General features: G+C 72.5%; 24 protein-coding genes and 2 riboswitches. Of the genes, 11 read left to right on the plus strand and 13 right to left on the minus strand.

What is annotated here, in order from left to right:
• The first annotated feature begins 51 nt into the window (after nt 1-51).
• Nucleotides 52-573: an adenylyltransferase/cytidyltransferase family protein gene (locus tag ACIRBY_RS27155; protein WP_403905090.1), complete on the plus strand. Its 522-nt coding sequence runs from the start codon at nt 52-54 to the stop codon at nt 571-573.
• Here the strand turns inward: ACIRBY_RS27155 and ACIRBY_RS27160 are convergent.
• Nucleotides 554-1,276 (minus strand): CDP-alcohol phosphatidyltransferase family protein, encoded by a 723-nt coding sequence (locus ACIRBY_RS27160; RefSeq protein ID WP_403905093.1) that lies wholly within the window; start codon nt 1,274-1,276, stop codon nt 554-556. The genes ACIRBY_RS27155 and ACIRBY_RS27160 overlap by 20 nt on opposite strands.
• A gap of 93 nt (nt 1,277-1,369) precedes the next feature.
• Nucleotides 1,370-3,655 carry a glycogen debranching protein GlgX gene (gene glgX / locus ACIRBY_RS27165; protein WP_403905096.1) on the minus strand — a complete coding sequence of 762 codons (2,286 nt, stop codon included), beginning with the start codon at nt 3,653-3,655 and terminating at the stop codon, nt 1,370-1,372.
• Nucleotides 3,656-3,821: 166 nt separating this feature from the next.
• On the opposite strand from glgX, the gene ACIRBY_RS27170 reads away from it, so the two are divergent.
• The 8 genes from ACIRBY_RS27170 to ACIRBY_RS27205 all read left to right on the plus strand — a co-directional run bounded on the left by ACIRBY_RS27170 (nt 3,822) and on the right by ACIRBY_RS27205 (nt 13,262).
• On the plus strand, nt 3,822-5,066 hold the full coding sequence (locus ACIRBY_RS27170) for an Ig-like domain-containing protein (protein ID WP_403905098.1): 1,245 nt from the start codon (nt 3,822-3,824) through the stop codon (nt 5,064-5,066).
• A gap of 136 nt (nt 5,067-5,202) precedes the next feature.
• A complete protein-coding gene (locus tag ACIRBY_RS27175; protein WP_403905100.1) occupies nt 5,203-7,524 on the plus strand; it encodes a choice-of-anchor A family protein in 2,322 nt (773 codons plus the stop codon).
• Nucleotides 7,525-7,743: 219 nt separating this feature from the next.
• A complete protein-coding gene (locus ACIRBY_RS27180) occupies nt 7,744-8,928 on the plus strand; it encodes an Ig-like domain-containing protein (RefSeq protein WP_390685522.1) in 1,185 nt (394 codons plus the stop codon).
• An 86-nt stretch (nt 8,929-9,014) separates the two neighbouring features.
• The gene (locus tag ACIRBY_RS27185) at nt 9,015-9,782 is read left to right on the plus strand and encodes an enoyl-CoA hydratase/isomerase family protein (RefSeq protein ID WP_403905102.1); all 768 of its coding nucleotides are present in this window, start codon (nt 9,015-9,017) and stop codon (nt 9,780-9,782) included.
• Nucleotides 9,783-10,040: 258 nt separating this feature from the next.
• Entirely contained in the window at nt 10,041-10,544 is a 504-nt protein-coding gene (locus ACIRBY_RS27190) for an ATP-binding protein (RefSeq protein WP_403905105.1), read from the plus strand.
• 378 nt (nt 10,545-10,922) lie between these two features.
• Nucleotides 10,923-11,732 carry a polysaccharide deacetylase family protein gene (locus tag ACIRBY_RS27195; protein ID WP_403905108.1) on the plus strand — a complete coding sequence of 270 codons (810 nt, stop codon included), beginning with the start codon at nt 10,923-10,925 and terminating at the stop codon, nt 11,730-11,732.
• Nucleotides 11,729-12,916 (plus strand): YncE family protein, encoded by a 1,188-nt coding sequence (locus ACIRBY_RS27200; protein ID WP_403905111.1) that lies wholly within the window; start codon nt 11,729-11,731, stop codon nt 12,914-12,916. The genes ACIRBY_RS27195 and ACIRBY_RS27200 overlap by 4 nt, the downstream gene beginning before the upstream one ends.
• A 133-nt stretch (nt 12,917-13,049) precedes the next feature.
• Nucleotides 13,050-13,262, plus strand: a complete 213-nt coding sequence (locus ACIRBY_RS27205; RefSeq protein ID WP_403905230.1) for an EF-hand domain-containing protein — start codon at nt 13,050-13,052, stop codon at nt 13,260-13,262.
• A 58-nt stretch (nt 13,263-13,320) separates the two neighbouring features.
• On the opposite strand, the gene ACIRBY_RS27210 is transcribed toward ACIRBY_RS27205, so the two are convergent.
• From ACIRBY_RS27210 to ACIRBY_RS27230, 5 genes are all read right to left on the minus strand, one after another.
• A complete protein-coding gene (locus ACIRBY_RS27210) occupies nt 13,321-13,875 on the minus strand; it encodes a PadR family transcriptional regulator (protein WP_403905114.1) in 555 nt (184 codons plus the stop codon).
• A 114-nt stretch (nt 13,876-13,989) separates the two neighbouring features.
• Nucleotides 13,990-14,811, minus strand: coding sequence for an ATP-binding cassette domain-containing protein (locus ACIRBY_RS27215; protein WP_403905117.1), 822 nt, complete (start codon nt 14,809-14,811; stop codon nt 13,990-13,992).
• Nucleotides 14,808-15,557, minus strand: a complete 750-nt coding sequence (cbiQ, locus tag ACIRBY_RS27220) for a cobalt ECF transporter T component CbiQ (protein ID WP_403905120.1) — start codon at nt 15,555-15,557, stop codon at nt 14,808-14,810. The genes ACIRBY_RS27215 and cbiQ overlap by 4 nt, the downstream gene beginning before the upstream one ends.
• Nucleotides 15,558-15,560: 3 nt before the next feature.
• Nucleotides 15,561-15,908, minus strand: coding sequence for an energy-coupling factor ABC transporter substrate-binding protein (locus tag ACIRBY_RS27225; protein ID WP_403905123.1), 348 nt, complete (start codon nt 15,906-15,908; stop codon nt 15,561-15,563).
• The gene (locus tag ACIRBY_RS27230; RefSeq protein ID WP_403905125.1) at nt 15,908-16,603 is read right to left on the minus strand and encodes an energy-coupling factor ABC transporter permease; all 696 of its coding nucleotides are present in this window, start codon (nt 16,601-16,603) and stop codon (nt 15,908-15,910) included. Before ACIRBY_RS27230 ends, ACIRBY_RS27225 begins: the two co-directional genes overlap by 1 nt.
• Before the next feature lie 29 nt (nt 16,604-16,632).
• A riboswitch (cobalamin riboswitch) is annotated at nt 16,633-16,829 on the minus strand.
• 123 nt (nt 16,830-16,952) lie between these two features.
• On the opposite strand from ACIRBY_RS27230, the gene ACIRBY_RS27235 reads away from it, so the two are divergent.
• Nucleotides 16,953-17,663, plus strand: coding sequence for a flavodoxin family protein (locus ACIRBY_RS27235; protein WP_403905128.1), 711 nt, complete (start codon nt 16,953-16,955; stop codon nt 17,661-17,663).
• Nucleotides 17,664-17,672: 9 nt separating this feature from the next.
• Here the strand turns inward: ACIRBY_RS27235 and ACIRBY_RS27240 are convergent, their stop codons facing one another.
• The 6 genes from ACIRBY_RS27240 to gcvT all read right to left on the minus strand — a co-directional run bounded on the left by ACIRBY_RS27240 (nt 17,673) and on the right by gcvT (nt 23,373).
• Complete coding sequence (locus ACIRBY_RS27240) at nt 17,673-18,188, minus strand: hypothetical protein (protein WP_403905130.1); 516 nt, start codon at nt 18,186-18,188, stop codon at nt 17,673-17,675.
• Nucleotides 18,189-18,280: 92 nt separating this feature from the next.
• Nucleotides 18,281-18,688: an SsgA family sporulation/cell division regulator gene (locus ACIRBY_RS27245; protein ID WP_403905133.1), complete on the minus strand. Its 408-nt coding sequence runs from the start codon at nt 18,686-18,688 to the stop codon at nt 18,281-18,283.
• 178 nt (nt 18,689-18,866) lie between these two features.
• Nucleotides 18,867-20,249, minus strand: coding sequence for an L-serine ammonia-lyase (locus tag ACIRBY_RS27250; protein WP_403905136.1), 1,383 nt, complete (start codon nt 20,247-20,249; stop codon nt 18,867-18,869).
• 261 nt (nt 20,250-20,510) lie between these two features.
• A complete protein-coding gene (glyA, locus tag ACIRBY_RS27255) occupies nt 20,511-21,767 on the minus strand; it encodes a serine hydroxymethyltransferase (protein WP_042811644.1) in 1,257 nt (418 codons plus the stop codon).
• 17 nt (nt 21,768-21,784) lie between these two features.
• Nucleotides 21,785-22,165, minus strand: a complete 381-nt coding sequence (gene gcvH, locus ACIRBY_RS27260; protein ID WP_079429884.1) for a glycine cleavage system protein GcvH — start codon at nt 22,163-22,165, stop codon at nt 21,785-21,787.
• Between the two features lie 92 nt (nt 22,166-22,257).
• Nucleotides 22,258-23,373, minus strand: coding sequence for a glycine cleavage system aminomethyltransferase GcvT (gene gcvT / locus ACIRBY_RS27265; protein WP_403905139.1), 1,116 nt, complete (start codon nt 23,371-23,373; stop codon nt 22,258-22,260).
• Between the two features lie 152 nt (nt 23,374-23,525).
• Nucleotides 23,526-23,629, minus strand: a riboswitch (glycine riboswitch).
• Between the two features lie 261 nt (nt 23,630-23,890).
• Between gcvT and ACIRBY_RS27270 the strand changes: the two genes are divergently transcribed.
• Nucleotides 23,891-24,505 carry an AAA family ATPase gene (locus tag ACIRBY_RS27270; protein ID WP_403905233.1) on the plus strand — a complete coding sequence of 205 codons (615 nt, stop codon included), beginning with the start codon at nt 23,891-23,893 and terminating at the stop codon, nt 24,503-24,505.
• Nucleotides 24,506-24,722: the final 217 nt, after the last annotated feature.

Below are 24,722 nucleotides of genomic sequence, written 5' to 3' on the forward strand. Positions count from 1 at the left end.
TTGTCTGGTCATTCCGCCGCACCGGGGGGTGCGGCCTGTGGGGGGTAATCGATGACGGAGCATCACATGTCCGATGCCGCGCGGTCCGCGCGCCGGCCGTACCGGGTGGGCTACGCCCCCGGTGCCTACGACCTGTTCCACATAGGACACCTCAACATCCTCCGGCACGCCCGCAGCCAGTGCGACTACCTGGTGGCGGGCGTCGTCTCGGACGAGATGGCCGAACTGGCCAAGGGGCGCCGCCCGATGATCCCGCTGGTCGAGCGGCTGGAGATCGTCCGCAGCGTCAAGTACGTCGACGCCGCCTTCGTCGAGACGGTCCCGGACAAGGTCGAGACCTGGAAGCAGGTCCGCTTCGACGTCATCTTCAAGGGCGACGACTGGCGGGGCACCCCCAAGGGCGACAGGCTGGAACGGGACTTCGCCGCCCACGGGGTCGACGTCGTCTACTTCCCCTACACCGTGCACACGTCCAGCACCCAGCTGCGCCGGGCCCTGGACGCCCTCGCCCAGCCGCAGGCCGTCCCCCTGCACCAGCCGTCGGCCGGACCCCTCACCGCCGAACGGCGCTGAGCTCCCGGAACCACTTCGCCAGGAACGCCAGCAGGAACAGCGCGGCGACCGCGCCCAGGCCCGCGTACGCCCAGCGGAACAGCGCCCCGCCGCCGAGCAGCAGGAACACCAGGCAGAACACCCCGTAGTCGACGGGGAGCAGCGCCACCGCGCGCAGGGTCGACGGCGCGGCGGCGGGGCTCCCCGGGGCGGCCTTGGGCTTGAGCTTCTCGGTGAGCAGCCCGCCGAAGAAGGTGACCACCGCGGCGAACTGGAAGCCCAGCGGCACCAGCAGCCAGCCGGTCGCGCCCGTGCCGTAGGCCTCGGGGAAGCGGTAGAAGGCGATGAGCACGCAGGAGTGCAGCGCGGTCAGCTTGGCGGCGTCCACGACGTGGTCCAGCCATTCGCCCGCCGCGCTGCCGCCCCCGCGCAGCCGGGCCAGCTGCCCGTCGGCGGAGTCGAAGGCGAAGCCGGCCGCGAGCGCGGCCCACACGGCGATCCCCAGCCCCCACGAGGGCGCGGCCAGGGCGACCGCCGCCACGGCGGCGAAGCTGAACGCGGCGCTGACCAGCGTCACCTGGTTCGGGGTCAGCCCCAGCGCGTACGAGCCCGCGGCCAGGTACCGGCCGGCGGGCCGGTTCACGAACCGGGAGTAGAGCGACACGCCCTTCGCCGACTTCTGCGCCCCGCGCAGCTCCCGCAGCGCCGTCCCCACCCTCGACATGCGTACTCCCGTTCGTGTGCCCATGTGTTCGTATGTTCACGGAAAGGGCACATCATCGCAGGGCGAACGGGGGCGGCGGCCCCCCTTCGCCCCTCAGCCCGCCACCCGCAGCAGCAGCACCGACCGCGCCGGCACCGTCAGCGGCCGCCCGCCCCGGTGCCGGGTTCCCGGCGCGGCCTCCTGCTCCTCCCGCGAGGTGTCCAGCACGAGCTCGTACTCCCCGGCCCACGGCGGCCCCGGCAGCACCCACTCCACCGGCCGGTCCCCGGAGTGCAGCAGCGCCAGGAAGCTGTCGTCCGCCACCTGCCGGCCCCGCTCGTCCCGCCCCGGGATGTCCCGGCCCGACAGGTACAGCCCCACCGCGGACGCCGGCGCGTACCAGTCCCGCTCCGTCATCTCCGCCCCCGCCGGGGTGAACCAGGCCAGGTCCCGCAGCCCGTCCGCGCCCTGCGCCCGCCCCGAGAAGAACGCCCGCCGGCGCAGCACCGGATGGGTCCGGCGCAGCGCGACCAGCCGCCGGGCCAGTGCGAACAGCCCGCTCCACGCCGGGTCGGACAGCAGCGACCAGTCCACCCAGCCCGTCTCGTTGTCCTGGCAGTAGGCGTTGTTGTTGCCGCCCTGGGTCCGCCCGAACTCGTCCCCCGCCACCAGCATCGGCACGCCCGTCGACAGCAGCAGCGTGGTCAGCAGGTTGCGCAGCTGCCGCCGGCGCAGCGCGGCGATCCGAGGATCGTCCGTCTCGCCCTCGGCCCCGCAGTTCCACGACCGGTTGTCGTTGGTCCCGTCCCGGTCGCCCTCGCCGTTCGCCCCGTTGTGCTTGCGCTCGTACGACACCAGGTCGCGCAGGGTGAACCCGTCGTGCGCCGTCACGAAGTTCACCGAGGCGTAGGGCCGCCGTCCGCCCCAGGCGTACAGGTCGCTCGACCCCGACAGCCGGTACCCCAGGTCCCGTACGTCGGGCAGCGCGCCCCGCCAGAAGTCCCGCACGGCGTCCCGGTAGCGGTCGTTCCACTCCGTCCACAGCGGCGGGAACGCCCCCACCTGGTAGCCGCCCGAGCCCACGTCCCACGGCTCCGCGATCAGCTTCACCCGGCGAAGCACCGGGTCCTGGGCGATCACCGCGAGGAACGGCGACAGCATGTCCACGTCGTGCATGGACCGGGCCAGGGCCGCCGCCAGGTCGAAGCGGAAGCCGTCCACCCCCATCTCCGTGACCCAGTACCGCAGCGAGTCGGTGATCAGGCGCAGCACGTGCGGCCGCCCGGCGTGCAGGGTGTTGCCGCAGCCCGTGTAGTCGGCGTAGCGGCGCTGGTCGGACTGGAGCCGGTAGTAGCCCCGGTTGTCGACGCCCCGCAGCGACAGGGTCGGGCCCAGCTCCCCGGCCTCCGCCGTGTGGTTGTAGACCACGTCGAGGATGACCTCGATCCCCGCCGCGTGCAGGGCGCGCACCATCCGCTTGAACTCGCCCACCTGCTGCCCGGCGGTCCCGCTGGCGGAGTACCCGGCGTGCGGGGCGAAGTAGCCGACCGAGTTGTAGCCCCAGTAGTTGCGCAGCCCCCGCCGCAGCAGGTGGTCCTCGTGCGCGAACTGGTGCACCGGCAGCAGCTCCACCGCCGTCACCCCCAGACCCACCAGGTGCTCCACCGCCGCGGGATGCGCCAGCCCCGCGTAGGTGCCGCGCAGCTCCGGGGGAACACCCGGATGGCGCATGGTGAACCCGCGCACGTGCAGCTCGTAGATCACCGAATCGGCCCAGGGCGTCTTCGGCCGGACGTCGTCCGCCCAGTCGTCGTCATCGTGGACGACGACCCCCTTCGGGACGAACGGCGCCGAGTCCCGGTCGTCGCGCACGGTGTCCGCGATGTACTGCTGGGGCCAGTCCCGGACGTGCCCGTACACCTCCGGCGGCAGCGAGAAGTCCCCGTCGACGGCCCGCGCGTACGGGTCCAGCAGCAGCTTCGCCGGGTTGTACCGGGCGCCCGTCCAGGGGTCCCAGCGCCCGTGCACCCGGAACCCGTACCGCTGCCCGGGCCGCACGCCCGGCACGAAACCGTGCCAGATCTCGTGCGTCAGCTCGGTCAGGGTGCAGCGGGTCTCCGTGCCCAGGGCGTCGAACAGGCACAGCTCCACCGCCTCCGCGCCCTGCGCCCACAGCGCGAAGTTGGTGCCCGCGACCCCGCCGGGGCCCTCGTGGAACCGGGCCCCCAGCGGGTGCGAGGACCCCGGCCACACCGGTGGCCCCGGGTGCGCGGCCGCGCGCAGCACCCGCGCCTGGACGCGGTCCCGCACGGCGTCCATGTCGGGGCCGCCCCGGGGGGCGGCCTCGGTGGTATCGCTGGCGGCGGCATCCACCGCCTCTTGCTCGGCTGCGCTCGACACTGCCCGCCTCCACGGCTCCTGGGTACCGGCGGGGGGAGTGCGGCCCGGCGTCCCGGCCAGGGCCCGCCCCCGTCTGGTCCTTCCCACTGTTCTGCCCTGACTGCCGTACCCGGAACGTGTCCGGCCCTCACGTTTCCCCCGGAGGGCCCCCGTCGTTGGACGGGACGTGACACTTCTGACGAGGCGGGCAGGGGCGGGATGGGCCGCCGTGGCGGTGTGGGCGGCGCTGCTGGGCGGGCTCACCGGCTGCACCGGGGACGGCGGGTCCCCGGTCGAGGTGGCGCTGCCCGGCAAACCGCGCTCGCCCGACGAGGCCATCCGCATCACCCCCGCCGACAACGCCAAGGGGGTCCCCGCCGACGGCCCGCTGCGGGTCAACGTCCCGGAAGGCCGGCTGGAACGGGTCGTGGTCACCAAGGTGGAGGACGCCCAGCAGGAGCAGGTCCCCGGGTCCATCGCCCCCGACGGGCTCAGCTGGAGCCCCGACCCGGAGGCCGGGCGGCTCTCGCTCGCCGCCAAGTACACCGTCGACGCGGTCGCCCTCGACGGGCACGACCGCCGCCAGGCCCGCCACACCACCTTCACCACCTACGTCCCCGAGGAGCGGTTCATCGGCTACTTCAAGCCCGAGAACCGCTCCACCGTCGGCACCGGCATGATCGTCTCCTTCAACTTCAGCCGGGGCGTCAAGAACCGCGCCGACGTCGAACGGGCCATCACCGTCACCTCCGAACCGGCCGTGCCCGTCGTGGGCCACTGGTTCGGCTCCGAGCGCCTGGACTTCCGGCCCAAGGAGTACTGGAAGCCGGGCACCCAGGTCACTGTGAGGATGAAGCTGCGCGACGTCGAGGGCGCGCCGGGGGCGTACGGCATCCAGGACAAGAGCATCCGGTTCGCCATCGGCCGCTCCCAGGTCTCCACCGTCGACGCGGCGGCGCACACCATGGAGGTCCGGCGCGGCGGCGAGCTGCTGTCCACCATCCCCGTCAGCGCCGGCGCCCCGAAGAACACCACCTACAACGGCAAGATGGTGGTGACGGAGATGTTCGACGTCACCCGGATGAACGGCGCCACCGTCGGCTTCACCAGCGACGACGGCAAGGGCGAGTACGACATCCCCGACGTCCCGCACGCCATCCGGCTCACCGCCTCCGGGACCTTCCTGCACGGCAACTACTGGTCCAGCCCCGACACCTTCGGCACCACCAACACCAGCCACGGCTGCGTGGGCCTGCGCGACGACAAGGGCGGCGGCTCGGACACACCGGCCGGCTGGTTCTTCGACCGGACCCTGATCGGGGACGTGGTGGAGGTCGTGAACTCCCAGGACAAGACCGTGGCGCCGAACAACGGGCTGGGCGGCTGGAACATGTCCTGGGCCGACTGGGTCGCGGGCTCCGCCCTCAGCTGACCGGCGCCGCAATCGAGTGATCGTCGGACCGGAATGCCGTAGCCGGGGAGTGTCGTCCGTCCGCCACGCCGGGCCCCGCCCGCAGCCTGGCAGGGCCATCAGCGCAGGCGGTGGCCGGATTCACGGACGGAGCGTCATGTCAGCAAGGAACTGGACCCTCGGGCTGGCCGTGGGAGCCGTACTCGCGGCCACCGCCGGGGCCCCCTCGGCCCTCGCGGCGGGCCCCGGCGGCCCCCCGCCGGCGGCCCGCGCCCTGCGGGCCCCGCTGCCCGGCGGCCTCGGTCCGTGCATCCCCGGCGGGACCGGCCCGAACCAGGGCTGCCCGCCCGTCTGGCCCGAGCCCAACAACGGCCCCTTCACCGGCCGGGACAACGGCATCAACCTCTTCGTCGGCGGCGACATGCAGGTCCGCCGGGGAGCGGCCGAGGCCGAGGGCAAGGTCGTCGTGCTCGGCGACTTCGACATGAACAAGTCCGCCGGCGGCAACGTCTACAACGTGGGCATCGCCGGCGTCGGCTCCCGGGTCCCCCCGGCGGACGGCTCGGACTTCCTGACCACCGGCGACGACATCACCGTCGCCGCCGGCCAGCGCCTCCTCGCGGACAACGGCGTCGTCCGCTACGCGGGCACCCTCACCGGCACCGTGACCGGCACCACCACCAAGGACCCCGCCGCAGCGGCCCCCTACACCGCGCTGCGCGGACAGCTCGGCGCCGCGAGCACCTGCTACGCCTACCCCCAGGGAGCCCCGCGCCCCGCGACCGGCCGGGCCGTGTGGAGCGCGCAGGAGACCGTCTTCACCGGCGACGGCACCTCCATGCTCCAGGTCTTCAACGTGGACTTCGACCTCGCCGGCCCCGGCACCGCCCAGCAGACCGTCCGTTTCACCGGCATCCCCGCGGGCGCCACCGTCCTGGTCAACGTCACCGGCGAGACGCGCGCGCTCCGCGTCAACAACGTCCTGCTGCCGACCGGGCTGCGCGAGCGGCTGCTGTGGAACTTCCCCGACGTCCGCACGGTCGGCATCGCCGGCTCCGCCCAGCTCGGCGGCAGCGTCCTGATCGGCCCGGACTCCTCCCGCGCGACCGTCTCCGTCATCGGCGTCAACGGCCGCTTCTTCACCGCCGGCAGCGTCACCCACACCAGCCCCACGGAGACCACGGGCCTCGGAGCCGAGTTCCACGCCTACCCCTTCGACGGGGACCTGCCCCAGTGCGCCCCCAACCCGCCCGTCACGGGACGGCTGTCCGTACAGAAGACCGACGAGGAGGGCCGGCCGCTGGCCGGCGCCCGCTTCGAGCTGTGGCGCGAGTCCAACGGCATCCCGGACCTCCAGACCGAGGGCCCGAACCCCGACAGCCAGGTGACCGACTGCACCACCCCCGCCGACGGCACCTGCACCCGCGAGGAGGAGCTCGGCGTCTACTACTGGCGCGAGACGGCCGCGCCCCCCGGGTACGACCTGTCCCCCGACCCGGTCTTCATGTCGGTCCTGACGCCGGACAACGTCGAGGAGGGGGTGGAGGTCGTCGCCCAGAACCGCCGGACGGAGCCGCCCGCCGCCAAGGCCCGCGTGGTCCTGCACAAGGTCGACCTGGAGAACGGGGAGCCCGTGCCCGGCGGCCGCTTCGAGCTGTGGCGCGAGACCAACGGCGTCGCCGACCTCCAGACGACCGGCCAGGACCCGGACACCCGGGTCGGCGGCGTCTGCGTCACCGACACCCAGGGCACCTGCACGGTCGAACTGCCGGTCGGCGACCGCTACTACTGGCGCGAGGTGGGCGTCCCCGACGGCTACGAGCGTCCCGCCGACCCCGTCACGGCCTTCGACCTCGACGGGAACGACGTCGCCCAGGGCGTCGTCGTCACCATCCGCAACCAGCGCAAGGACGTGGAGCACCCCGGGTCCCTCAAGGTCCTGAAGAAGGACGCCAAGACCCGCAAGCCGCTGGCCGGGGCCGTGTTCCAGCTGTGGAAGGAGACCAACAACACCGAAGGCCTCCAGACCGCGGGCCGGTACCCCGACGAGCGGATCGGCGAGCCCTGCACCACCGGCGGCAACGGGGCCTGCGCCTTCGACGGGCTCGCCCCGGGCTCGTACTACGTCCTGGAGACCGCGGCCCCCGACGGCTACGCCCTGCCCGCCGACCGGGTCACCGGCCCGCTGCGGCTGGAGGGTGCCGCCCCGGGCCGTGAGGTCGTCGTCCCGGTCCTCAACAAGCGGGACAAGCACGGCAAGCCGGACCACCACGAGCCCGGCCACGACAAGCCCGGCCACCACGAGCCGGGCCACGACAAGCCGGGCCACGAGGAGCCGGGCCACGACAAGCCGGGCCACGAGGAGCACGGCGACCACGACGGCCCCCACCGGCCGGGCCGCGACGGGCCCGGCCACGGCGACCACGAGGGCCTCGGCCTCCCGGGCCTCGGCGGTGACTGGGCCGCCCCCCGCGGCTGACCCACGGGTCGGCCGGTGCCCCGCGCACCGGCCGTGTCCGCGGTCCGTCCCCGCAGGCAGTTGGGACGGAACGGTGACATGACCGTGCCTATTCGTAAGCTCCCCGTGTGATTTCCTGTCGACGAAGCGCGCGACTGTCCGTGCGCGGGGGACATGGGGAGAACACGAGTGAACGTGCAGCCGATACGCGGCCGCGTCCGCACCGGCCTGCCGGCCCTGATGCTGGGCGCGGCCCTTCTGCTGACCACTGCGTGCAGCGGCGGCGGCAGCGCCGGGAGCGGCGGCGGTGGCGACAACGGCAAGCCCGGCGGCGGCAACGCGGCCAAGGCCAACACGGAGGCCTCGAAGGCCGTCGTCAACGTCAAGCCGGACGACGGCGCCAAGGAGGTCGCCACCAGCGGCGTCCTGAAGGTCTCCAGCACCGGCGGCAAGCTGACGACGGTCACGGTCGCCGACACCAAGGGCAACGCGGTCGAGGGCAAGCTGACCCCCGACGGCTCCGGCTGGGAGCCCGCCCGCAACCTGGCTTCCGCCACCGAGTACAAGGTGCACGCGGTCGCCAAGGACGAGGCCGGCCGGGAGTCCGCCAAGGACACCACCTTCACCACCCTCACCCCGCAGAACACCTTCGTCGGCCACTACACCCCCGAGGACGGTTCGACCGTCGGCGTGGGCATGCCGGTGTCGATCAACTTCACCCGTGGGATCACCAACACCGAGGCCGTGGAGAAGGCCATCACGGTCACCGCCGAGCCCTCCGTGCCGATCGAGGGCCACTGGTTCGGCAACGACCGCCTCGACTTCCGCCCCGAGAAGTACTGGGCCGCCGGCACCAAGGTCACCGTGAAGCTCGCCCTCGACGGCGTCGAGGGCCGCCCGGGGGTCTACGGCAAGCAGACCCGTACGGTCACCTTCACCATCGGCCGCTCCCAGGTGTCCACGGTGGACGCGACGGCGAAGACGATGGAGGTCGTCCGCGACAACCAGGTCATCAAGACCCTTCCCATCACGGCCGGCGCCCCCGCGACGACGACCTACAACGGGCAGATGGTCATCAGCGAGAAGTACAAGGTGACCCGGATGAACGGCGCCACCGTCGGCTTCGGCGGGGAGTACGACATCTCGGACGTCCCGCACGCGATGCGCCTGTCGAACTCCGGCACCTTCGTCCACGGCAACTACTGGGCCCCCTCCAGCACCTTCGGCTCGGAGAACGTCAGCCACGGCTGCGTCGGCCTGGAGGACGAGCGCGGCGCCGGGGACCCGAACACCCCCGCCGCCTGGTTCTTCAACGAGTCGCTGATCGGCGACGTGGTGGTCGTGAAGAACTCCAAGGACAAGCAGATCGCCCCGGACAACGGCCTCAACGGCTGGAACATGGACTGGGCGGAGTGGAAGAAGTAGGCGGATCGGCGAGCTGATCCCGTGGCCCGGTGCTGTGACCCACAGCACCGGGCCACTTCTCGTTAACCGCCGCTAACCTTCCCCGTATGACCCTCTCTCTCGAAGTCTCCGAAGGCGTCGGCACCCTCCGCCTGGACCGCCCGCCCATGAACGCCCTGGACATCGCCACCCAGGACCGGCTGCGCGAGCTCGCCGTGGAGGCGACCGACCGCGCCGACGTGCGCGCCGTCGTCATCTACGGCGGGGAGAAGGTGTTCGCGGCCGGGGCGGACATCAAGGAGATGCAGACCATGGACCACGCGGCCATGGTCGCCCGGTCCCGCGGCCTCCAGGACGCCTTCACGGCCGTCGCCCGGATCCCCAAGCCCGTCGTCGCCGCCGTCACCGGCTACGCGCTCGGCGGCGGCTGCGAGCTCGCGCTGTGCGCCGACTACCGGATCGCCGCCGACAACGCGAAGCTCGGCCAGCCCGAGATCCTGCTCGGCCTGATCCCGGGCGCGGGCGGCACCCAGCGGCTGTCCCGGCTGATCGGCCCCTCCAAGGCCAAGGACCTCATCTTCACGGGCCGGATGGTCAAGGCCGACGAGGCCCTCGCCCTCGGGCTGGTGGACCGGGTCGTGCCCGCCGCCGAGGTGTACGCGCAGGCGCACGCCTGGGCGGCGAAGCTCGCCCAGGGTCCGGCGATCGCCCTGCGCGCGGCCAAGGAGTGCGTGGACGCCGGCCTGGAGGCCGACATCGACACCGGCCTGACCATCGAGCGGAACTGGTTCGCGGGCCTGTTCGCCACCGAGGACCGCGAGCGCGGCATGCGCAGCTTCGTGGAGGAGGGCCCCGGCAAGGCCAAGTTCGTCTGAGCCCGGCCGTCGCGGTGCGGCCGTCCGGGAGAACCCCTGCGGGTGGTTTATCCAGGCCTTAAGGCAACCTTAAGGCGAAACGGTTGATCAACTCAGGGTGATCACCTCTCGGCGGACCGTCACCGCAGGTCAACACGGCCCGCCAGTAAGCCGGTTGCCCCTCGCATATGCCAGTGCGCCCTCTCGGAATCCCCAATTCCGGGGGGCGTATTCCGTGGAACGGCCCGGCCGGGCGCGGCGGCCGTCCATGATGGGGGCATGGCGGGCCTGGAGGGTGTGGAACAGCCGCGGCAGCGCGGCAGCGCTATGGCCGTACGGCTCACGGCGGCGGTCGAGGACGAGCAGGGACTCAAGGCGCTGGAGCTGCACGGGAACCCGGCGGAGGCGGAGGTGACCCTGCCGTCCATGCCGGAGTCCGCGGGGACGGCCCGCCGGCTCACCCAGAGCGTGGTGATCCGCTTCTGGGGCCTGTCGCCGCAGATCGCCGAGCACGCCGTCCTGCTGGTCTCGGAGCTCGTCGGCAACGCCGTGCGCCACACCGGGGCCCGGTCCTTCGGTTTACGGATGCTGCGCCGCCGCGGCTGGATCCGCGTGGAGGTGCGCGACCCCTCGCGGGGGCTGCCCTGCCTGATGCCGGTCCACGAGCTGGACACCACCGGCCGGGGGCTCTTCCTCGTCGACAAGCTGTCCGACCGCTGGGGCGCCGACCTGCTGCCGCGCGGCAAGATCACCTGGTTCGAGATGCGGGTCGCGGACCGCTGACCCCCCACAACGCCGGAAACCCCCTGTCGCCGAGGTGGGGCGCTACGGGGGTTTCGTGGGCGCCGAGGACCGGTGGGGTGTGTGGTCCTCGGCGGTGGGCTTCGCTCGGGTCAATGGGAAGCCGTGGTTCCGACTATGGCAGACGGGGGCCCGAACACCAAAAGTCCCTACTCGGACATAAGTGTGCATATCCTAAGAGTTTTCATCTAAATCTTAGGTGAGGTGAGCCACTCGCCTCGCAATCCATGAATGACTATCCACTGCCCTGTGTAATTCGTTGATCAAATATCGGACGATCGCCTCCCGGAACGCCACTACCGGAGGTCCCGAAATGGGTCAATCATTATCTTTTGGGGCGTTCGCCACTTAAATGGGCAGGTGCTCTGTTACCCAGACCGCCGTACCGCCCTGCGCGCCACGGCGGCGGTCGCCGCCGGCGCCCTCACCGCGGCCTGCGGCACGGGCGTCGGCGCCCCGTCGGCGCCCCGGACCGCCCGGGCCGCCTCCGGCCGGCCCGACACGGTCCGCCCCGGCGCCGCCAAGCCCGCCCCGGCCGCCGCCCCCGCCCCCCGCCGGTTCCCCGGGCAGCCCGTCGAGATCGCGCACGGCCCCCTCGACCGCACCGGGGTCGCGCTCACCTTCCACGGCAACGGGGACCCCGCCCTCGCCCGCGCCGTGCTCGCCGAGGCCGAGAAGGCGGGCGCGCGGATCACCGTCCTGGCCATCGGCACCTGGCTCGACGACCACCCCGACATGGCCCGCCGGATCCTCGACGGCGGCCACGAGCTCGGCAACCACACCCAGCGCCACCTCGCGATCAACTCCCTGCCCGAAGCGGAGGCCTACGCCGAGATCACCGGCTGCGCCGAGCGCCTCAAGCGCCTCACCGGCTCCATCGGAACCTGGTTCCGGCCCTCCCAGACCCAGTACGCGAGCCCGCTCGTCCAGAAGCTGGCCCAGCGGGCCGGCTACCCGCACGTCCTCTCGTACGACGTGGACTCCCTCGACTTCACCTCGCCCGGCGCCGCGGCCGTCATCCGCAACGTCACCGGGACGATCCACGGCGGATCGGTGGTGAGCCTGCACTTCGGCTACGCGGACACGGTCGACGCGATGCCGCCCCTCCTCGAAGAACTCGCGCGCCGCGAGCTGCGCGCGGTGACCACCACGGAGCTGCTGACCCCATGACGACCACCCGCCTTCCCCGGAAGGCCACCGTGCTGCTGGCCGGTCTGGTCCTCGCCGCCCTGGCCGGCTGCGGATCGGGCGACAAGTCGCCCGCCGAGGCGCTCGGCTCCAAGGGGCCGGCCAACCCCGTCAAAGCCCTGCCGGCCGTGCCGCCGGGGCTGCCGGGGATGCCCCCGGTGCTCGATCCGACCGACGTGTACGCGGCGGACCGGCCGAACCAGCTCTCCCCGGTCGTCAAGGACTTCCCCTCGCGCGTCTACGTGCCGAACACCAACTCCAACACGGTGTCCGTCATCGACCCGGCCACCTACAAGGTCGTCGAGACCATCCCGGTCGGCGTCCAGCCCCAGCACGTGGTGCCTTCGTGGGACATGAAGACCCTGTGGGTCAACAACAACCGGGGCCACACCCTCACCCCCATCAACCCGGCCACCGGAGAGGCCGGGGAGCCCGTCGAGGTCCACGACCCGTACAACCTCTACTTCACGCCCAACGGCAAGTACGCCGTCGTGATGGCCTCCATGGACCGCGAGCTGGTCTTCCGCGACCCCCACACCATGAACCGGGTCAAGACCGTCCCGGTGACCTGCTTCGGCGTCAACCACGCCGACTTCTCGCTCGACGGCCGCTACTTCATCGTCAGCTGCGAGTTCTCCGGCGAGCTGCTCAAGGTCGACACGGAGAAGATGGAGGTCATCGCCCAGCAGAAGCTCCCCTTCGAGGGCGCGATGCCGCAGGACGTCAAGATCTCGCCGGACGGGAAGACCTTCTACGTCGCCGACATGATGGCCCACGGGATGTGGGTGCTCAGCGGCGACAAGTTCGACACCCCCAAGCTGCTGCCCACGGGCAAGGGCTGCCACGGCCTCTACGTCAGCCGCGACTCCCGCGAGATGTACGTCTCCAACCGCGGCGAGGGCAGCATCTCGGTCTTCGACTTCAAGAAGAAGCAGCTCACCAAGAAGTGGGAGCTGCCCGACGGGGGCAGCCCCGACATGGGCGGGGTCTCGGCCGACGGCAAGGTGCTGTGGCTGTCCGGCCGCTACAACTCCGAGGTCTACGCGATCGACACCACCAGCGGCAAGGAGCTGGCCAGGATCCCCGTCGGCAGCGGACCCCACGGCCTGGCCGTCTACCCGCAGCCCGGCCGCTACTCCCTCGGCCACACCGGGATCTTCCGCTAGGCGCGGCCCGCCCGCCGCGCCGGAACCCGGCGGTCCCCGGGAGCCCGCACGGCTCCCGGGACCCGTGGGCGTGACCCGCCCCCGGTACGGCTACCCTGAGCCGGTCAACAAGCACCAGGAAGGGGTGGCCCCAGTGGCGGACATCGACAAGGCACGCGAGACGTTCGACCGGTTCGACGCGAACGGCGACGGCGTCATCACGGCCGACGAGTACAGCGCGGCCATGAAGGCCATGGGGGACGCTTTCGTCACCCCGGCGGTCGCCGAAGCGATCATCGCGGCGAAGGACCTCAACGGCGACAAGCTGCTGAGCTTCGACGAGTTCTGGGCCGACCTGAACAAGTAAGGCCCCGCCGAACGGGCGCCGCGCCCGCCTCCGTCCCGCCCGCCGGGACGGGGGCGCGTCAGGCTCCCGCGCCGGAGCCCGTCATGTCCTCGACCTCGGCGAGGGCCTCCTCCAGCCAGCCGAGCCAGAAGCCCTCCAGGGCGATCCCCCCGTGCAGCACCAGCCTGCGCAGCCGGTCCGGGTCCGCGTCGCGCCCCGGCGGGAAGTCCTTCGCCTCGATGGCCTCGTACTCCGCCAGCTGCGCCCGGTGCAGGTCCAGGTGCCGCCGCAGCTCCGCACCCAGCCCCTGCGGCCCCACCACGGCCGCCGCCCGGATCCGCAGCAGCAGCGCGTCCCGCATCGGCTTGGGGTCCTGCCGCTCGTCCACCCACCGGGCCAGCTCGGCACTGCCGTCCGGCAGCACCTCGTACTCCTTCTTCTGCCCGCGCACGGGCACCTCGCTGGGCAGCGCCCGGATCAGCCCCGCTTCCTCCAGCCGCCCGAGCTCCCGGTAGATCTGCTGGTGGGTCGCGGACCAGAAGTAGCCGATCGACTTGTCGAACCGCCGCGTCAGCTCCAGCCCGGACGAGGGCTTCTCCAACAACGCGGTGAGAATGGCATGCGGCAGCGACATGCCGCCATCCTAGGTGCGGGCAATCGTCCCGCAGGGCGGGACGGGTGGGCACACCGGGACCCCGCCCCGCAGGGCCGCCCCCGCGTCGGCCGCGCCGCCCCCGCCCCGCCGCGCTCAGCCCAGCGCGGCCAGCGCCTCGGGCACGCGGGGCCCCGCCGCGTCCGCGCCCAGGAACCCGTGGGCCCGCAGGAACGCCGTCACCGCCGGGGACCACGCCTGGCGCAAGCCGGCCGAAGCCAGCAGCTCGGGGTCCGACAGCAGCACCCCCGCCGCCCCCACCCGTATCCCCGAAGGCGTGAGCACGGCCGCGTCGTCGGCCCACCGCACCGCCAGGTCCACGTCGTGGGTGGCCATCACCACCGTCGTCCCCGCCGCCCGCAGCCCCGCCAGGACGTCCAGCAGGCGCTCCTGCCCGTCCGGATCGAGGCCCGCGGTCGGCTCGTCCAGGATCAGCACCCGCGGGGCCATCGCCACCGCGCCCGCGATCGCCGCGCGCTTGCGCTGCCCGTACGACAGCAGGTGCGTCGGACGGTCCCGCAGCGCGGTGATGTCCAGCGCCGCCAGCGCGGAGTCCACCCGCGCGCGGACCTCCGCCTCGGGGAGGCCCAGGTTCATCGGGCCGAAGGACACGTCCTGCTCCACGGAGGCCGCGAAGAGCTGGTCGTCGGGGTCCTGCACCACCAGCTGGACGGTGGTGCGCAGCCGGGTCAGCCCCCGCCGGTCGTACGCCACCGCCGAGCCCTCCAGCCGCAGCGCGCCCGACGCGGGCCGCAGGCCCCCGCTCAGCAGCCGCATCAGCGTGGTCTTGCCGCTGCCGTTGCGGCCCAGCAGCACCAGCGCCCGCCCCTCGGCGATCGCGAAGTCCACGCCCGACAGCACCGCCGGCCCGTCCTCGTACGCGTACCCGGCGCCGACCAGCTCCACCAACGGGGTCACAGCCCCAGCTCCTTCAGTACGAGGGTCCCCGCGACCAGGGCGGCCAGCAGGGCGGCGGCGGCCGCCAGGAACCGCCGGGACAGCGCCGCCGGCGGGACGAGCACCCGCAGCGCGCCGTCGTAGCCGCGCCCCGCCAGCCCCTCCTGGAGCCGGGCGGCGCGGTCGAAGGCCCGGACGAACGAGGTCGCCGCGAGCCCCGCCACCGAACGCCAGGCGGCCGCCCGTCCTGCCTGTCCGAGCCGGGCCGCCTGGGCCCGGCGGACCTGCGCCAGGGAGTCCAGCAGCAGGAAGCCGATCCGGTACATGACGAGGGCCACGTCGACCACGGGCGCGGGCACCCCGGCCCGCACCAGCCGGGGCAGTACGTCCGAGACCGGTGTGGTGAAGGCGAACAACAGCACCCCGAGGGAGGCGGCCGAGGTGCGCAGCAGCAGGTCCAGCGCGTGCCGGGGCCCGTCCGGGGCGGGCGCGAGGAAGCCGTCCGGGCCGCCCACCGACACCAGCAGCGGCAGCGCCCCGGTGACGCAGAACCCGAGCGGGACCCGGAAGGCCCGCCACAGCTGCCGCCCGGCCACCCCGGCGGGCCCCAACAGCACGGCCAGGGTCGCGGCGGCCACCAGCGGCCCGCCGGGCCACGGGGGCAGGCACACCGCGGTGACGGTCAGACCGAACCCCAGGAGGGCCTTCTCCAGCGGATGGCGGCCGCGCCAGCGGCTGCTGTGCGCCGCGACGTCGATGGGCAGCACCGGCTACGGCTCCCGCGCGGGCTCGGCGGGGGACTGCGCCTGCGCGAGGGCCTGCGCCGCGCCCTGGCGGCGGCCCCTGCGGACCCCGAAGTAGTACGCGAGCACGCCCGCGCCCAGGGCCGCCTGGAGGGCGAACAGCGCGGACTCGATCTCGCCCGAGGGGGGTTCGTACAGCGGGGAGAACCAGGGTTCGTAGTCCGGCTCGAGCTCGGTGATGGCCGACTCCGCCTGGGCGTCGGCGCCCGCGAAGGGCTCCTCCTTGCCCTCGCCGAGCCCCAGCGCGAGCGGCAGCACGGCCAGCGCCGCCACCAGGAGCAGCAGCAGGGTGTTGATCTTGGCGTTCCTGCTCATCAGGCGGCCGCCTCCTCGGTCCGCTTCGTACCGGCCAGCCTGGCGACGCCGAGCCGGACCAGGTCCGACGTGCTCGACTGCATCAGCAGCCGCATCACGAGCACCGTCAGCAGCCCCTCGCTGACCGCGAGCGGGATCTGGGTGAGGGCGAAGATGCCCGCGAACTTCTCCAGGGACCCCAGGAAGCCGCTCGCCGGGTCCGGGAAGGCCAGCGCCAGCTGGACCGAGGTCACGCAGTAGGTGACCAGGTCGGCGAAGAAGGCCCCGAAGAAGACGGTGACCATCAGCGGCGCACCGGACTTGCGCAGCAGCCTGTAGGCCGCGTACCCGGCCCAGGGCCCGGCGATCGCCATCGAGAAGACGTTGGCGCCGAGGGTGGTGAGGCCGCCGTGCGCCAGCAGCAGCGCCTGGAACAGCAGGGTGATCGTGCCGAGCACCGCCATGACGGGCGGCCGGAACAGGATGGCGCCGAGCCCGGTCCCGGTGGGGTGCGAGCAACTGCCCGTGACCGAGGGGATCTTCAGGGCGGACAGGACGAACGTGAACGCTCCGGACGCGCCGAGGAGCAGCGTGCTCTCCGGGTGGGACTTCACCTCGCGGGTCAGGGCGCGGACCCCGTGGACGACGAACGGGGCGGACGCGGCGCCCCAGGCGGCCGCGTGCAGCGGGGGCAGGAACCCCTCGGCTATGTGCATGAGTTGGGAGACCTCTCCAGCACCTCGTGGATGGACGTACGCGCCCCGGCCGGTCTCCTGGCTGACGGGTACTGCCGCCCCGGCTCCGCCTTCCCGGGTCCGTACGGTCTCCCGTGCGGACCCAGTGGCTCCCGCAAGGGGGTGGAGCTGGACTTCCCGATCACAGTGGCGAGGGCCGCACCGGTTTCGCACCGGTTTCCCGAACACCAAGGCCAGCTGACCCTAGTCGTCCGCACGGACCGGTATCAACCCGGACCGATCCGGCCGATCGGATGGCCGAATTCCGATTCCTCCCCCGGACGGCCGCCGAGCGCTGGCGGGGCCGGCGGCCGGCCCGCAGGGTGGGGGCGTGCCCGACTTCGACTACTCCGACCTGTCCGCCGTCTTCGTCAACTGCACCCTCAAGCGCTCGCCCGAGACCAGCAACACCGAGGGGCTGATCTCCAAGAGCCGCGCCGTCATGGAGTCGGCTGGGGCCCGGACCTCGCTGATCCGCGCCGTCGACCACGACATCGCCACCGGCGTCTGGCCGGACATGACCGACCACGGCTGGGAGAGCGACCAGTGGCCGGTGCTCTACAGCCAGGTCATGGACGCCGACATCCTCGTGCTCTGCGGCCCGATCTGGCTGGGCGACAACAGCTCGGTCATGAAGCAGGTCATCGAGCGGCTCTACGCCTGCTCCTCGCTGCTGAACGACAAGGGCCAGTACGCGTACTACGGGCGGGTCGGCGGGGCGCTGATCACCGGCAACGAGGACGGCGTCAAACACTGCGCCATGAACGTCCTCTACAGCCTCCAGCACCTGGGCTACGCCATCCCGCCGCAGGCCGACGCCGGCTGGATCGGCGAGGCGGGGCCCGGCCCCTCGTACCTGGACCCGGGCTCGGGCGGCCCCGAGAACGACTTCACCAACCGGAACACGACGTTCATGTCGTGGAACCTGATGCACCTCGCGGCGCTCCTCAAGCGCGCCGGGGGCGTCCCCGCCCACGGCAACCAGCGCTCCGCGTGGGACGCCGGCTGCCGTTTCGACTTCCCGAACCCGGAACACCGCTAGGGAGGGTCCTCAGCAGGTGTTCGGGTGCGCGACGTCCACCACGAGCCGCTCGGGCGCCTGCAGGACGGAGGTGCTGTAGGCGGGCTTGGTGTCGAAGGCGGCGCCGAAGGTCACGTACCCCTCGTAGTCGCCGGTCAGGGCGAGGCCCTTGAGCTTGCTCAGGCCGATCTGCTGGAGCTTGGGCCCCAGGTAGACGTTGTTGCCCGCCTCGTCGTGGCCGGCGGCGGGGTGCAGGCGGATCTCCAGGAAGTACTTCCCGGGTAGCGGCACGGGCTTGCCCGACCCGTCGTAGACCAGCTGGGAGACGGGCGTGACGGTGAACGGGGGCACGGAGCCCTGGAGGTCGACGACGATCCGGTCGTACGTGCAGTGACCGCCCCAGCGGGCGTTGACGACCAGCGGGGTGGCGGAGCGGACGGCCGCCGGGGCGGCGGCCGAGGCCGGTGCGGCGAGCGCGAGCCCTGCGGTCAGCAGGGCACCCGTGGCCAGGGCCACGAGCCGGCGGCGGTGCGGGTGGTGACGCATGGCGTCCCCCCGATCCTCTGAGACGGGGACTGACTGTCATCCGGTAGGACATCCCCGGGGGCCGTGCGGTTGCACGGGGCGGCCCGGCCGCCTCAGAAGGTCAGCAGCGCGCTCAGCTCCGCGTCCAGGTCGTAGTGGCGGTGCTCCTCCCCGCGCGGGACCAGCTCGGTCATCCGCCGGCACAGGCCGCGCAGGTCCTTGGCCCGCGCGGAGACCACGCAGCCGTGCTCGCCGTTGGTCAGGGCCAGCAGGATCCGCGGCTCGGTGCCCGTCCAGCGCGGCCACACCTGTATGTCGCCCTCCCCGGTGGCGGAGGTCTGCCCGTCGATCAGCAGCTCCCGCGAGAACACCCAGCGGGCTATCCGCGCACCGCCGCCCCGGAACTCCACGGCGACCTCGTACGGCCGGTCGGTGCGGTAGACGAAGACGCCCTCCAGGGGGACCGCCGTCGGTGCGGCCTCCAGCCGCATCGGCAGTACACGGTGTTCGGTGATGGCCATGGCGGCTGCCTCTCGTCGCGGGGTAACAGCGCCCCCCGCAGCACGCTAGTGCACCGACCGCCCCCCATCCGGGGGCCGAAGGTCCCGACCCGGGCGGGCCGTGGGACCTCTTTCGCCGGACGCGCGGAGGGGCCCGGCGCACCCGCGCCGGGCCCCTCGTCACGCTGCGTCGTTCAGGTCAGCACTCGATGACGTTCACCGCGAGGCCGCCGCGCGCGGTCTCCTTGTACTTGACCTTCATGTCCGCGCCGGTCTCCTTCATGGTCTTGATGACCTTGTCCAGGGAGACCTTGTGGCTGCCGTCGCCGCGCATCGCCATCCGGGCGGCCGTGACCGCCTTGACGGCCGCCATGCCGTTGCGCTCGATGCACGGGATCTGCACCAGGCCGCCGACCGGGTCGCAGGTCAGGCCCAGGTTGTGCTCCATGCCGATCTCGGCCGCGTTCTCCACCTGCTCCGGGGAGCCGCCCAGCACCTCGGCCAGGGCGCCCGCCGCCATGGAGCAGGCGGAGCCGACCTCGCCCTGGCAGCCGACCTCGGCGCCCGAGATGGAGGCGTTCTCCTTGAAGAGCATGCCGATCGCGCCCGCGGCCAGCAGGAAGCGCACCACGCCGTCCTCGTCCGCGCCGGGCACGAAGTTCACGTAGTAGTGCAGGACGGCCGGCAGGACGCCCGCGGCGCCGTTGGTGGGGGCGGTCACCACGCGCCCGCCCGCGGCGTTCTCCTCGTTCACCGCCATCGCGTAGATCGTCGTCCACTCGCTGCGGTGCAGCAGCGGGTCGCCCTCGGTGCGCAGCTGGCGCGCCGTGGCGGCGGCCCGGCGCTTGACGCGCAGCCCGCCCGGGAGGATGCCCTCGCGGGACATGCCGCGCGAGACGCAGGACTGCATGACCCGCCAGATCTCCAGGAGGCCCTCGCGGATCTCCTCCTCGGTGCGCCAGGCCTTCTCGTTCTCCATCATCAGGGAGGAGATCGACAGGCCGGTCTCGTTCGCGAGGCGGAGCATCTCGTCACCCGAGCGGAAGGGGTACTTCAGCACGGTGTCGTCGAGCTTGATCCGGTCCTCGCCGACCGCGTCCTCGTCCACGACGAAGCCGCCGCCGACCGAGTAGTAGGTCTTCTCCAGCAGCGGGGCGCCGGAGGCGTCGTAGGCGAAGAGGGTCATGCCGTTGGCGTGGTACGGCAGCGAGCGGCGGCGGTGCAGGATCAGCTGGCTCGGCTCGTCGAAGTCGATCTCGTGGACATCGCCTATCTCGGTGCCCAGCAGGCGCAGCTTCCCGGTGCGGCGGATCCGCTCGACCTCGTCGTCGGCGGTCTCGACGTCCACCGTGCGCGGGGAGTGGCCCTCCAGGCCCAGCAGGACCGCCTTGGGGGTGCCGTGGCCGTGGCCGGTGGCGCCGAGGGAGCCGAAGAGCTCCGCCCGCACGGCGGCGGTCTGGGCGAGGACGCCGTCCTTCTTCAGGCGCGACACGAACATGCGCGCCGCGCGCATCGGGCCGACCGTGTGGGAGGAGGAGGGGCCGATACCGATGGAGAAGAGGTCGAAGACGGAGATGGCCACTGGCGGACTCCCTTGTCGGCTCGTGGGGTGGAGAGGGGGCAGGGGTGTGGGTGGAGCGGGGTGGTGCAGGGGGGATCTGCGGATTTTGTCCGGCAGACGAGCGTAACGCGTGGAGATGAACGTTTCGGCTCGCGGAAGGGTCCGGCGGACGTGAGCCGCCTCGCGTTCCGGTGCCCCGGCGGGGGGAGGGGGGCCGGGGAAGAAGACAGAAAGGGGCCCGGCCCTGTGCGGTACAAGGCCGGACCCCCTCCTGGCCCGCTGCTAGAGCGACGGGTACAGCGGGAACTTCGCGGCGAGCGCGGAGACGCGCGCCTTGAGGTCGTCCGCGTCGAACGCCGGCTTCAGGGCCTGCGCGATGATCTCGGCGACCTCGCGGAAGTCCTCGGCGCCGAAGCCGCGGGTGGCCAGCGCCGGCGTACCGATGCGCAGACCCGAGGTGACCATCGGCGGGCGGGGGTCGTTCGGGATGGCGTTCCGGTTGACCGTGATGCCGATCTCGTGGAGCCGGTCCTCGGCCTGCTGGCCGTCCAGCTCGGAGTTGCGCAGGTCGACCAGGACCAGGTGCACGTCGGTGCCGCCGGAGAGGACGGAGACGCCCACCTCGGTGACGTCCGGCTGGACCAGGCGCTCGGCGATGATCTTCGCGCCCTCCAGGGTGCGCTCCTGGCGCTCCTTGAACTCGGGCGAGGCCGCGACCTTGAAGGAGACCGCCTTGGCCGCGATCACGTGCTCCAGCGGACCGCCCTGCTGGCCCGGGAAGACCGCGGAGTTGATCTTCTTGGCCAGCTCCTGCGTCGACAGGATGACACCGCCGCGCGGACCGCCGAGGGTCTTGTGCGTGGTGGTGGTGACGACGTGGGCGTGCGGCACCGGGTTCGGGTGCAGACCCGCGGCGACCAGGCCCGCGAAGTGGGCCATGTCGACCATCAGGTACGCGCCGACCTCGTCCGCGATCCGGCGGAAGGCGGCGAAGTCCAGCTGGCGCGGGTAGGCGGACCAGCCGGCGACGATCAGCTGCGGCTTGGACTCCTTGGCGAGGCGCTCGACCTCGGCCATGTCGACCTGGCCGGACTCGTCGACGTGGTACGGGACCACGTTGTAGAGCTTGCCGGAGAAGTTGATCTTCATGCCGTGGGTCAGGTGACCGCCGTGGGCCAGGTTCAGGCCCATGATCGTGTCGCCCGGCTTCAGCAGCGCGAACATCGCGGCGGCGTTGGCCTGCGCACCGGAGTGCGGCTGGACGTTCGCGGCCTCGGCGCCGAAGAGCGCCTTGATGCGGTCGATCGCGATCTGCTCGACCACGTCGACGTGCTCGCAGCCGCCGTAGTAGCGGCGGCCCGGGTAGCCCTCGGCGTACTTGTTGGTCAGGACCGAGCCCTGGGCCTCCATGACGGCGACCGGAGCGAAGTTCTCCGACGCGATCATTTCCAGGGTCGACTGCTGGCGCACGAGCTCGGCGTCGACGGCGGCGGCGACGTCGGGGTCGAGCTCGTGGAGGGGGGTGTTCAGAACGGACATCAGGATCCCCTGGGGTGTCAGTTACCGGTGGTGAGGGCGGTGTACTCGTCGAAGGACAGCGCGTCCTTGGGCTCCTCCGAGAGCTTCACCTTGAACAGCCAGCCACCCTCGAACGGGGCGGAGTTCACCAGCGCCGGGTCGTCCACGACGTCCTGGTTGAACTCGACGATCTCACCGGAGACGGGGGAGTAGAGGTCGCTGACCGACTTCGTCGACTCCAGCTCGCCACAGGTCTCGCCCTCGGTGACGGTGTCGCCGACCTCGGGGAGCTGGGCGTAGACGACGTCACCGAGCGCGTCGGCGGCGAAGGCCGTGATGCCGACCGTCGCGACGCCGTCGACGGCGTCCGACAGCCACTCGTGCTCCTTGGTGTAACGCAGCTGCTGGGGGTTGCTCATGGCCTGATTCTCCTGGATGCGGTGCGGTGGATACGAACGGTGGTCTTGCGTGCCGGCGGGGGCCGCCGGCGGGGTCCCGGGGACCCCGGGGGTCACTTCTGCCGCTTGTAGAACGGCAGGGCCACGACCTCGTACGGCTCATGCGTACCGCGAATGTCCACGCCGACACCGGAGGTGCCGGGCGCGGCGTGCTCCGCGTCGACGTACGCCATCGCGATCGGCTTGCCCAGCGTCGGGGACGGGGCGCCGGAGGTGACCTCGCCGATCACCTTGCCGTCGGCGACCACGGAGAACCCGGCGCGCGGGACGCGGCGGCCCTCGGCGACCAGGCCGACCAGCTTGCGCGGGGCCTGCGTGGCGGCGCGCTCGGCGGCGGCCTCCAGGGCGGCGCGGCCGACGAAGTCGCCCTCCTTCTCGAACTTCACGACCCGGCCCAGCCCGGCGTCGAAGGGCGTGAGGGAGGTGGTGAGCTCGTGCCCGTACAGCGGCATGCCCGCCTCCAGGCGCAGGGTGTCGCGGCAGGACAGGCCGGCCGGCACCAGGCCGACGCCCTCGCCGGCCTTGGCCAGCGCCTGCCACAGCTCCACGGCGTGCTCGGGGGAGACGAACAGCTCGAAGCCGTCCTCGCCCGTGTAGCCGGTCCGGGCGATCAGCGCGGGCACGCCCGCGACGGTGCCCGGCAGGCCCGCGTAGTACTTCAGGCCGTCCAGGTCGGCGTCGGTCAGCGAGGCCAGGATGCCGGGGGACTCGGGGCCCTGGACTGCGATCAGCGCGTACGCCTCGCGGTCGTCGCGGACCTCGGTGTCGAAGCCGGCGGCGCGCTCGGCCAGGGCGTCCAGGACCACCTGGGCGTTGGAGGCGTTGGCGACGACCATGTACTCGGTCTCGCCGAGGCGGTAGACGATCAGGTCGTCGAGGATCCCGCCGTCCTCCTGGCAGATGTGCGTGTAGCGCGCGCGGCCGACGCCGACGGTGGAGATGTTCCCGACGAGGGCGTAGTCGAGCGCCTTGACGGCCTCGGGGCCCTGGACGGTGATCTCGCCCATGTGGGAGAGGTCGAACAGGCCGGCCTTGGTGCGCACGGCGTTGTGCTCGTCGCGCTCGCTGGCGTAGCGCAGCGGCATGTCCCAGCCCGCGAAGTCGGTCATGGTCGCACCGAGCGACCGGTGCAGCGCGTCGAGCGCGGTCAGGCGGGGGGCAGTGCTCATGGGTGTGGCTCCCGGGTCCCAGGGCATGACATGACGAGGACGATCCTCCCCATCTGTCATCGGAACCTGAGAGGTTCGCCGAGAGTTCCCGCGCGGGGAACGCCGACTTGCACCTTGGGTGGAGCTGCGGACAGCTCGCTTTTCAGATCTGCCTCATCCACGCGGTACGGGGCCTGAGAGATTCAAGGGAGGAACTTGCTCCTTCGGCGCCCGGGCACGGCCTCACGGCCAGCCGGGACTCTCCCGCGCGGATTCAAGCGGCCGGTATGCAGTTGGTGTCCAGATGGCGCACATCATTGCACGGGTCGGGCGGAAGCGGGCAGCGGGGCCCGAAAGAACGTACGGAACACCAAAGGCCCCGGTGGCCCCGGCGGTCCCAGGTGGCGGACGTCCCGCCCGGAACCGGAGGGCGCGGATTACCGTCTCTTTACATTCAGCGGGCACAGGGCCCTCACGGCCCGAGTCGGGGGGAGACGATCACGTGCGGAGATTCGGAGTGGTGACCAGTACGGGAGCGGTGGACGGGACCCGGGTGCGGCCCCTCGCCGCCCCGGCCGCCTGCACGGTCCGCGACCTGCGCGGATCGGCCGCCCGGAGCCCTCGGAGCCTGAGCTTCCGCGTGGGGGACATCGTCGTGGTGTCCGGTCTGCCGGGTGGCGGCAAGAGCACCCTGATCAAGCGGGCGGCCCCCGGCGGCGGCATCGACTCCCAGGACGTCCGCGAGCGCTGGGAGCGCCGGATGCCGCGGGCGCTGCCGTACGCGGCGTACCGCCCGCTGGTCCGCGCGGCCCACTACTGGGCCCTGTGGCGCGAGCTGCGCTCCGGCGCGTCCGTAGTCGTCCACGACTGCGGCACCCAGTCCTGGGTCCGGGCCCTCCTGGCGGCCACCGTCCGCCGCCGGGGCAGCCGCCTCCACCTCCTCCTGCTGGACACCACCCCGGAGGAGGCCCTCGCGGGCCAGGAGTCCCGGGGTCGCGGGGTCTCGCCGTACGCCTTCGCGCGCCACCGCGCGGCGGTGACCCGCCTCCTGGCTGCCGCCGCCGCGGGCCGCTCCCCGAGGGGCTGCGCCACCACCACCCTCCTGGACCGCCCGTCGGCGGCGACGCTGACGGAGATCACCTTCACGCCCTGACCCGGCCCGGGTGCGCCGCGGGGCCATCCACAGCCCCGCCGGCGTTTGAGGCGCGGGGTCCGGGGCGGAGCCCCAGGAGACGGGGAGAGGGCGGGGCGGGGAGAGGGCGGGGCGGGGAGACGGCTCCGCGCGGCGGCCCGCACCCGGTGCCCCGCTCCACCGGCGGAGCCACCCGGTAGCCTCGGGGCCACATCCACGGGACGCACCACAAAGGCAG

Source organism: Streptomyces sp. NPDC096136 (genome assembly GCF_044763325.1).
GTDB lineage: Bacteria > Actinomycetota > Actinomycetes > Streptomycetales > Streptomycetaceae > Streptomyces.

Bases quoted from the DNA above. Each gene is read 5' to 3' on its own strand.
- ACIRBY_RS27155 (WP_403905090.1), top strand. From the start codon at position 52: ATGACGGAGCATCACATGTCCGATGCCGCGCGGTCCGCGCGCCGGCCG.
- ACIRBY_RS27160 (WP_403905093.1), bottom strand. From the start codon at position 1,276: ATGTCGAGGGTGGGGACGGCGCTGCGGGAGCTGCGCGGGGCGCAGAAG.
- ACIRBY_RS27175 (WP_403905100.1), top strand. From the start codon at position 5,203: ATGTCAGCAAGGAACTGGACCCTCGGGCTGGCCGTGGGAGCCGTACTC.
- ACIRBY_RS27180 (WP_390685522.1), top strand. From the start codon at position 7,744: ATGCTGGGCGCGGCCCTTCTGCTGACCACTGCGTGCAGCGGCGGCGGC.
- ACIRBY_RS27185 (WP_403905102.1), top strand. From the start codon at position 9,015: ATGACCCTCTCTCTCGAAGTCTCCGAAGGCGTCGGCACCCTCCGCCTG.
- ACIRBY_RS27190 (WP_403905105.1), top strand. From the start codon at position 10,041: ATGGCGGGCCTGGAGGGTGTGGAACAGCCGCGGCAGCGCGGCAGCGCT.
- ACIRBY_RS27200 (WP_403905111.1), top strand. From the start codon at position 11,729: ATGACGACCACCCGCCTTCCCCGGAAGGCCACCGTGCTGCTGGCCGGT.
- ACIRBY_RS27210 (WP_403905114.1), bottom strand. From the start codon at position 13,875: ATGTCGCTGCCGCATGCCATTCTCACCGCGTTGTTGGAGAAGCCCTCG.
- ACIRBY_RS27225 (WP_403905123.1), bottom strand. From the start codon at position 15,908: ATGAGCAGGAACGCCAAGATCAACACCCTGCTGCTGCTCCTGGTGGCG.
- ACIRBY_RS27230 (WP_403905125.1), bottom strand. From the start codon at position 16,603: ATGCACATAGCCGAGGGGTTCCTGCCCCCGCTGCACGCGGCCGCCTGG.
- ACIRBY_RS27240 (WP_403905130.1), bottom strand. From the start codon at position 18,188: ATGCGTCACCACCCGCACCGCCGCCGGCTCGTGGCCCTGGCCACGGGT.
- ACIRBY_RS27245 (WP_403905133.1), bottom strand. From the start codon at position 18,688: ATGGCCATCACCGAACACCGTGTACTGCCGATGCGGCTGGAGGCCGCA.
- glyA (WP_042811644.1), bottom strand. From the start codon at position 21,767: ATGTCCGTTCTGAACACCCCCCTCCACGAGCTCGACCCCGACGTCGCC.
- gcvH (WP_079429884.1), bottom strand. From the start codon at position 22,165: ATGAGCAACCCCCAGCAGCTGCGTTACACCAAGGAGCACGAGTGGCTG.
- gcvT (WP_403905139.1), bottom strand. From the start codon at position 23,373: ATGAGCACTGCCCCCCGCCTGACCGCGCTCGACGCGCTGCACCGGTCG.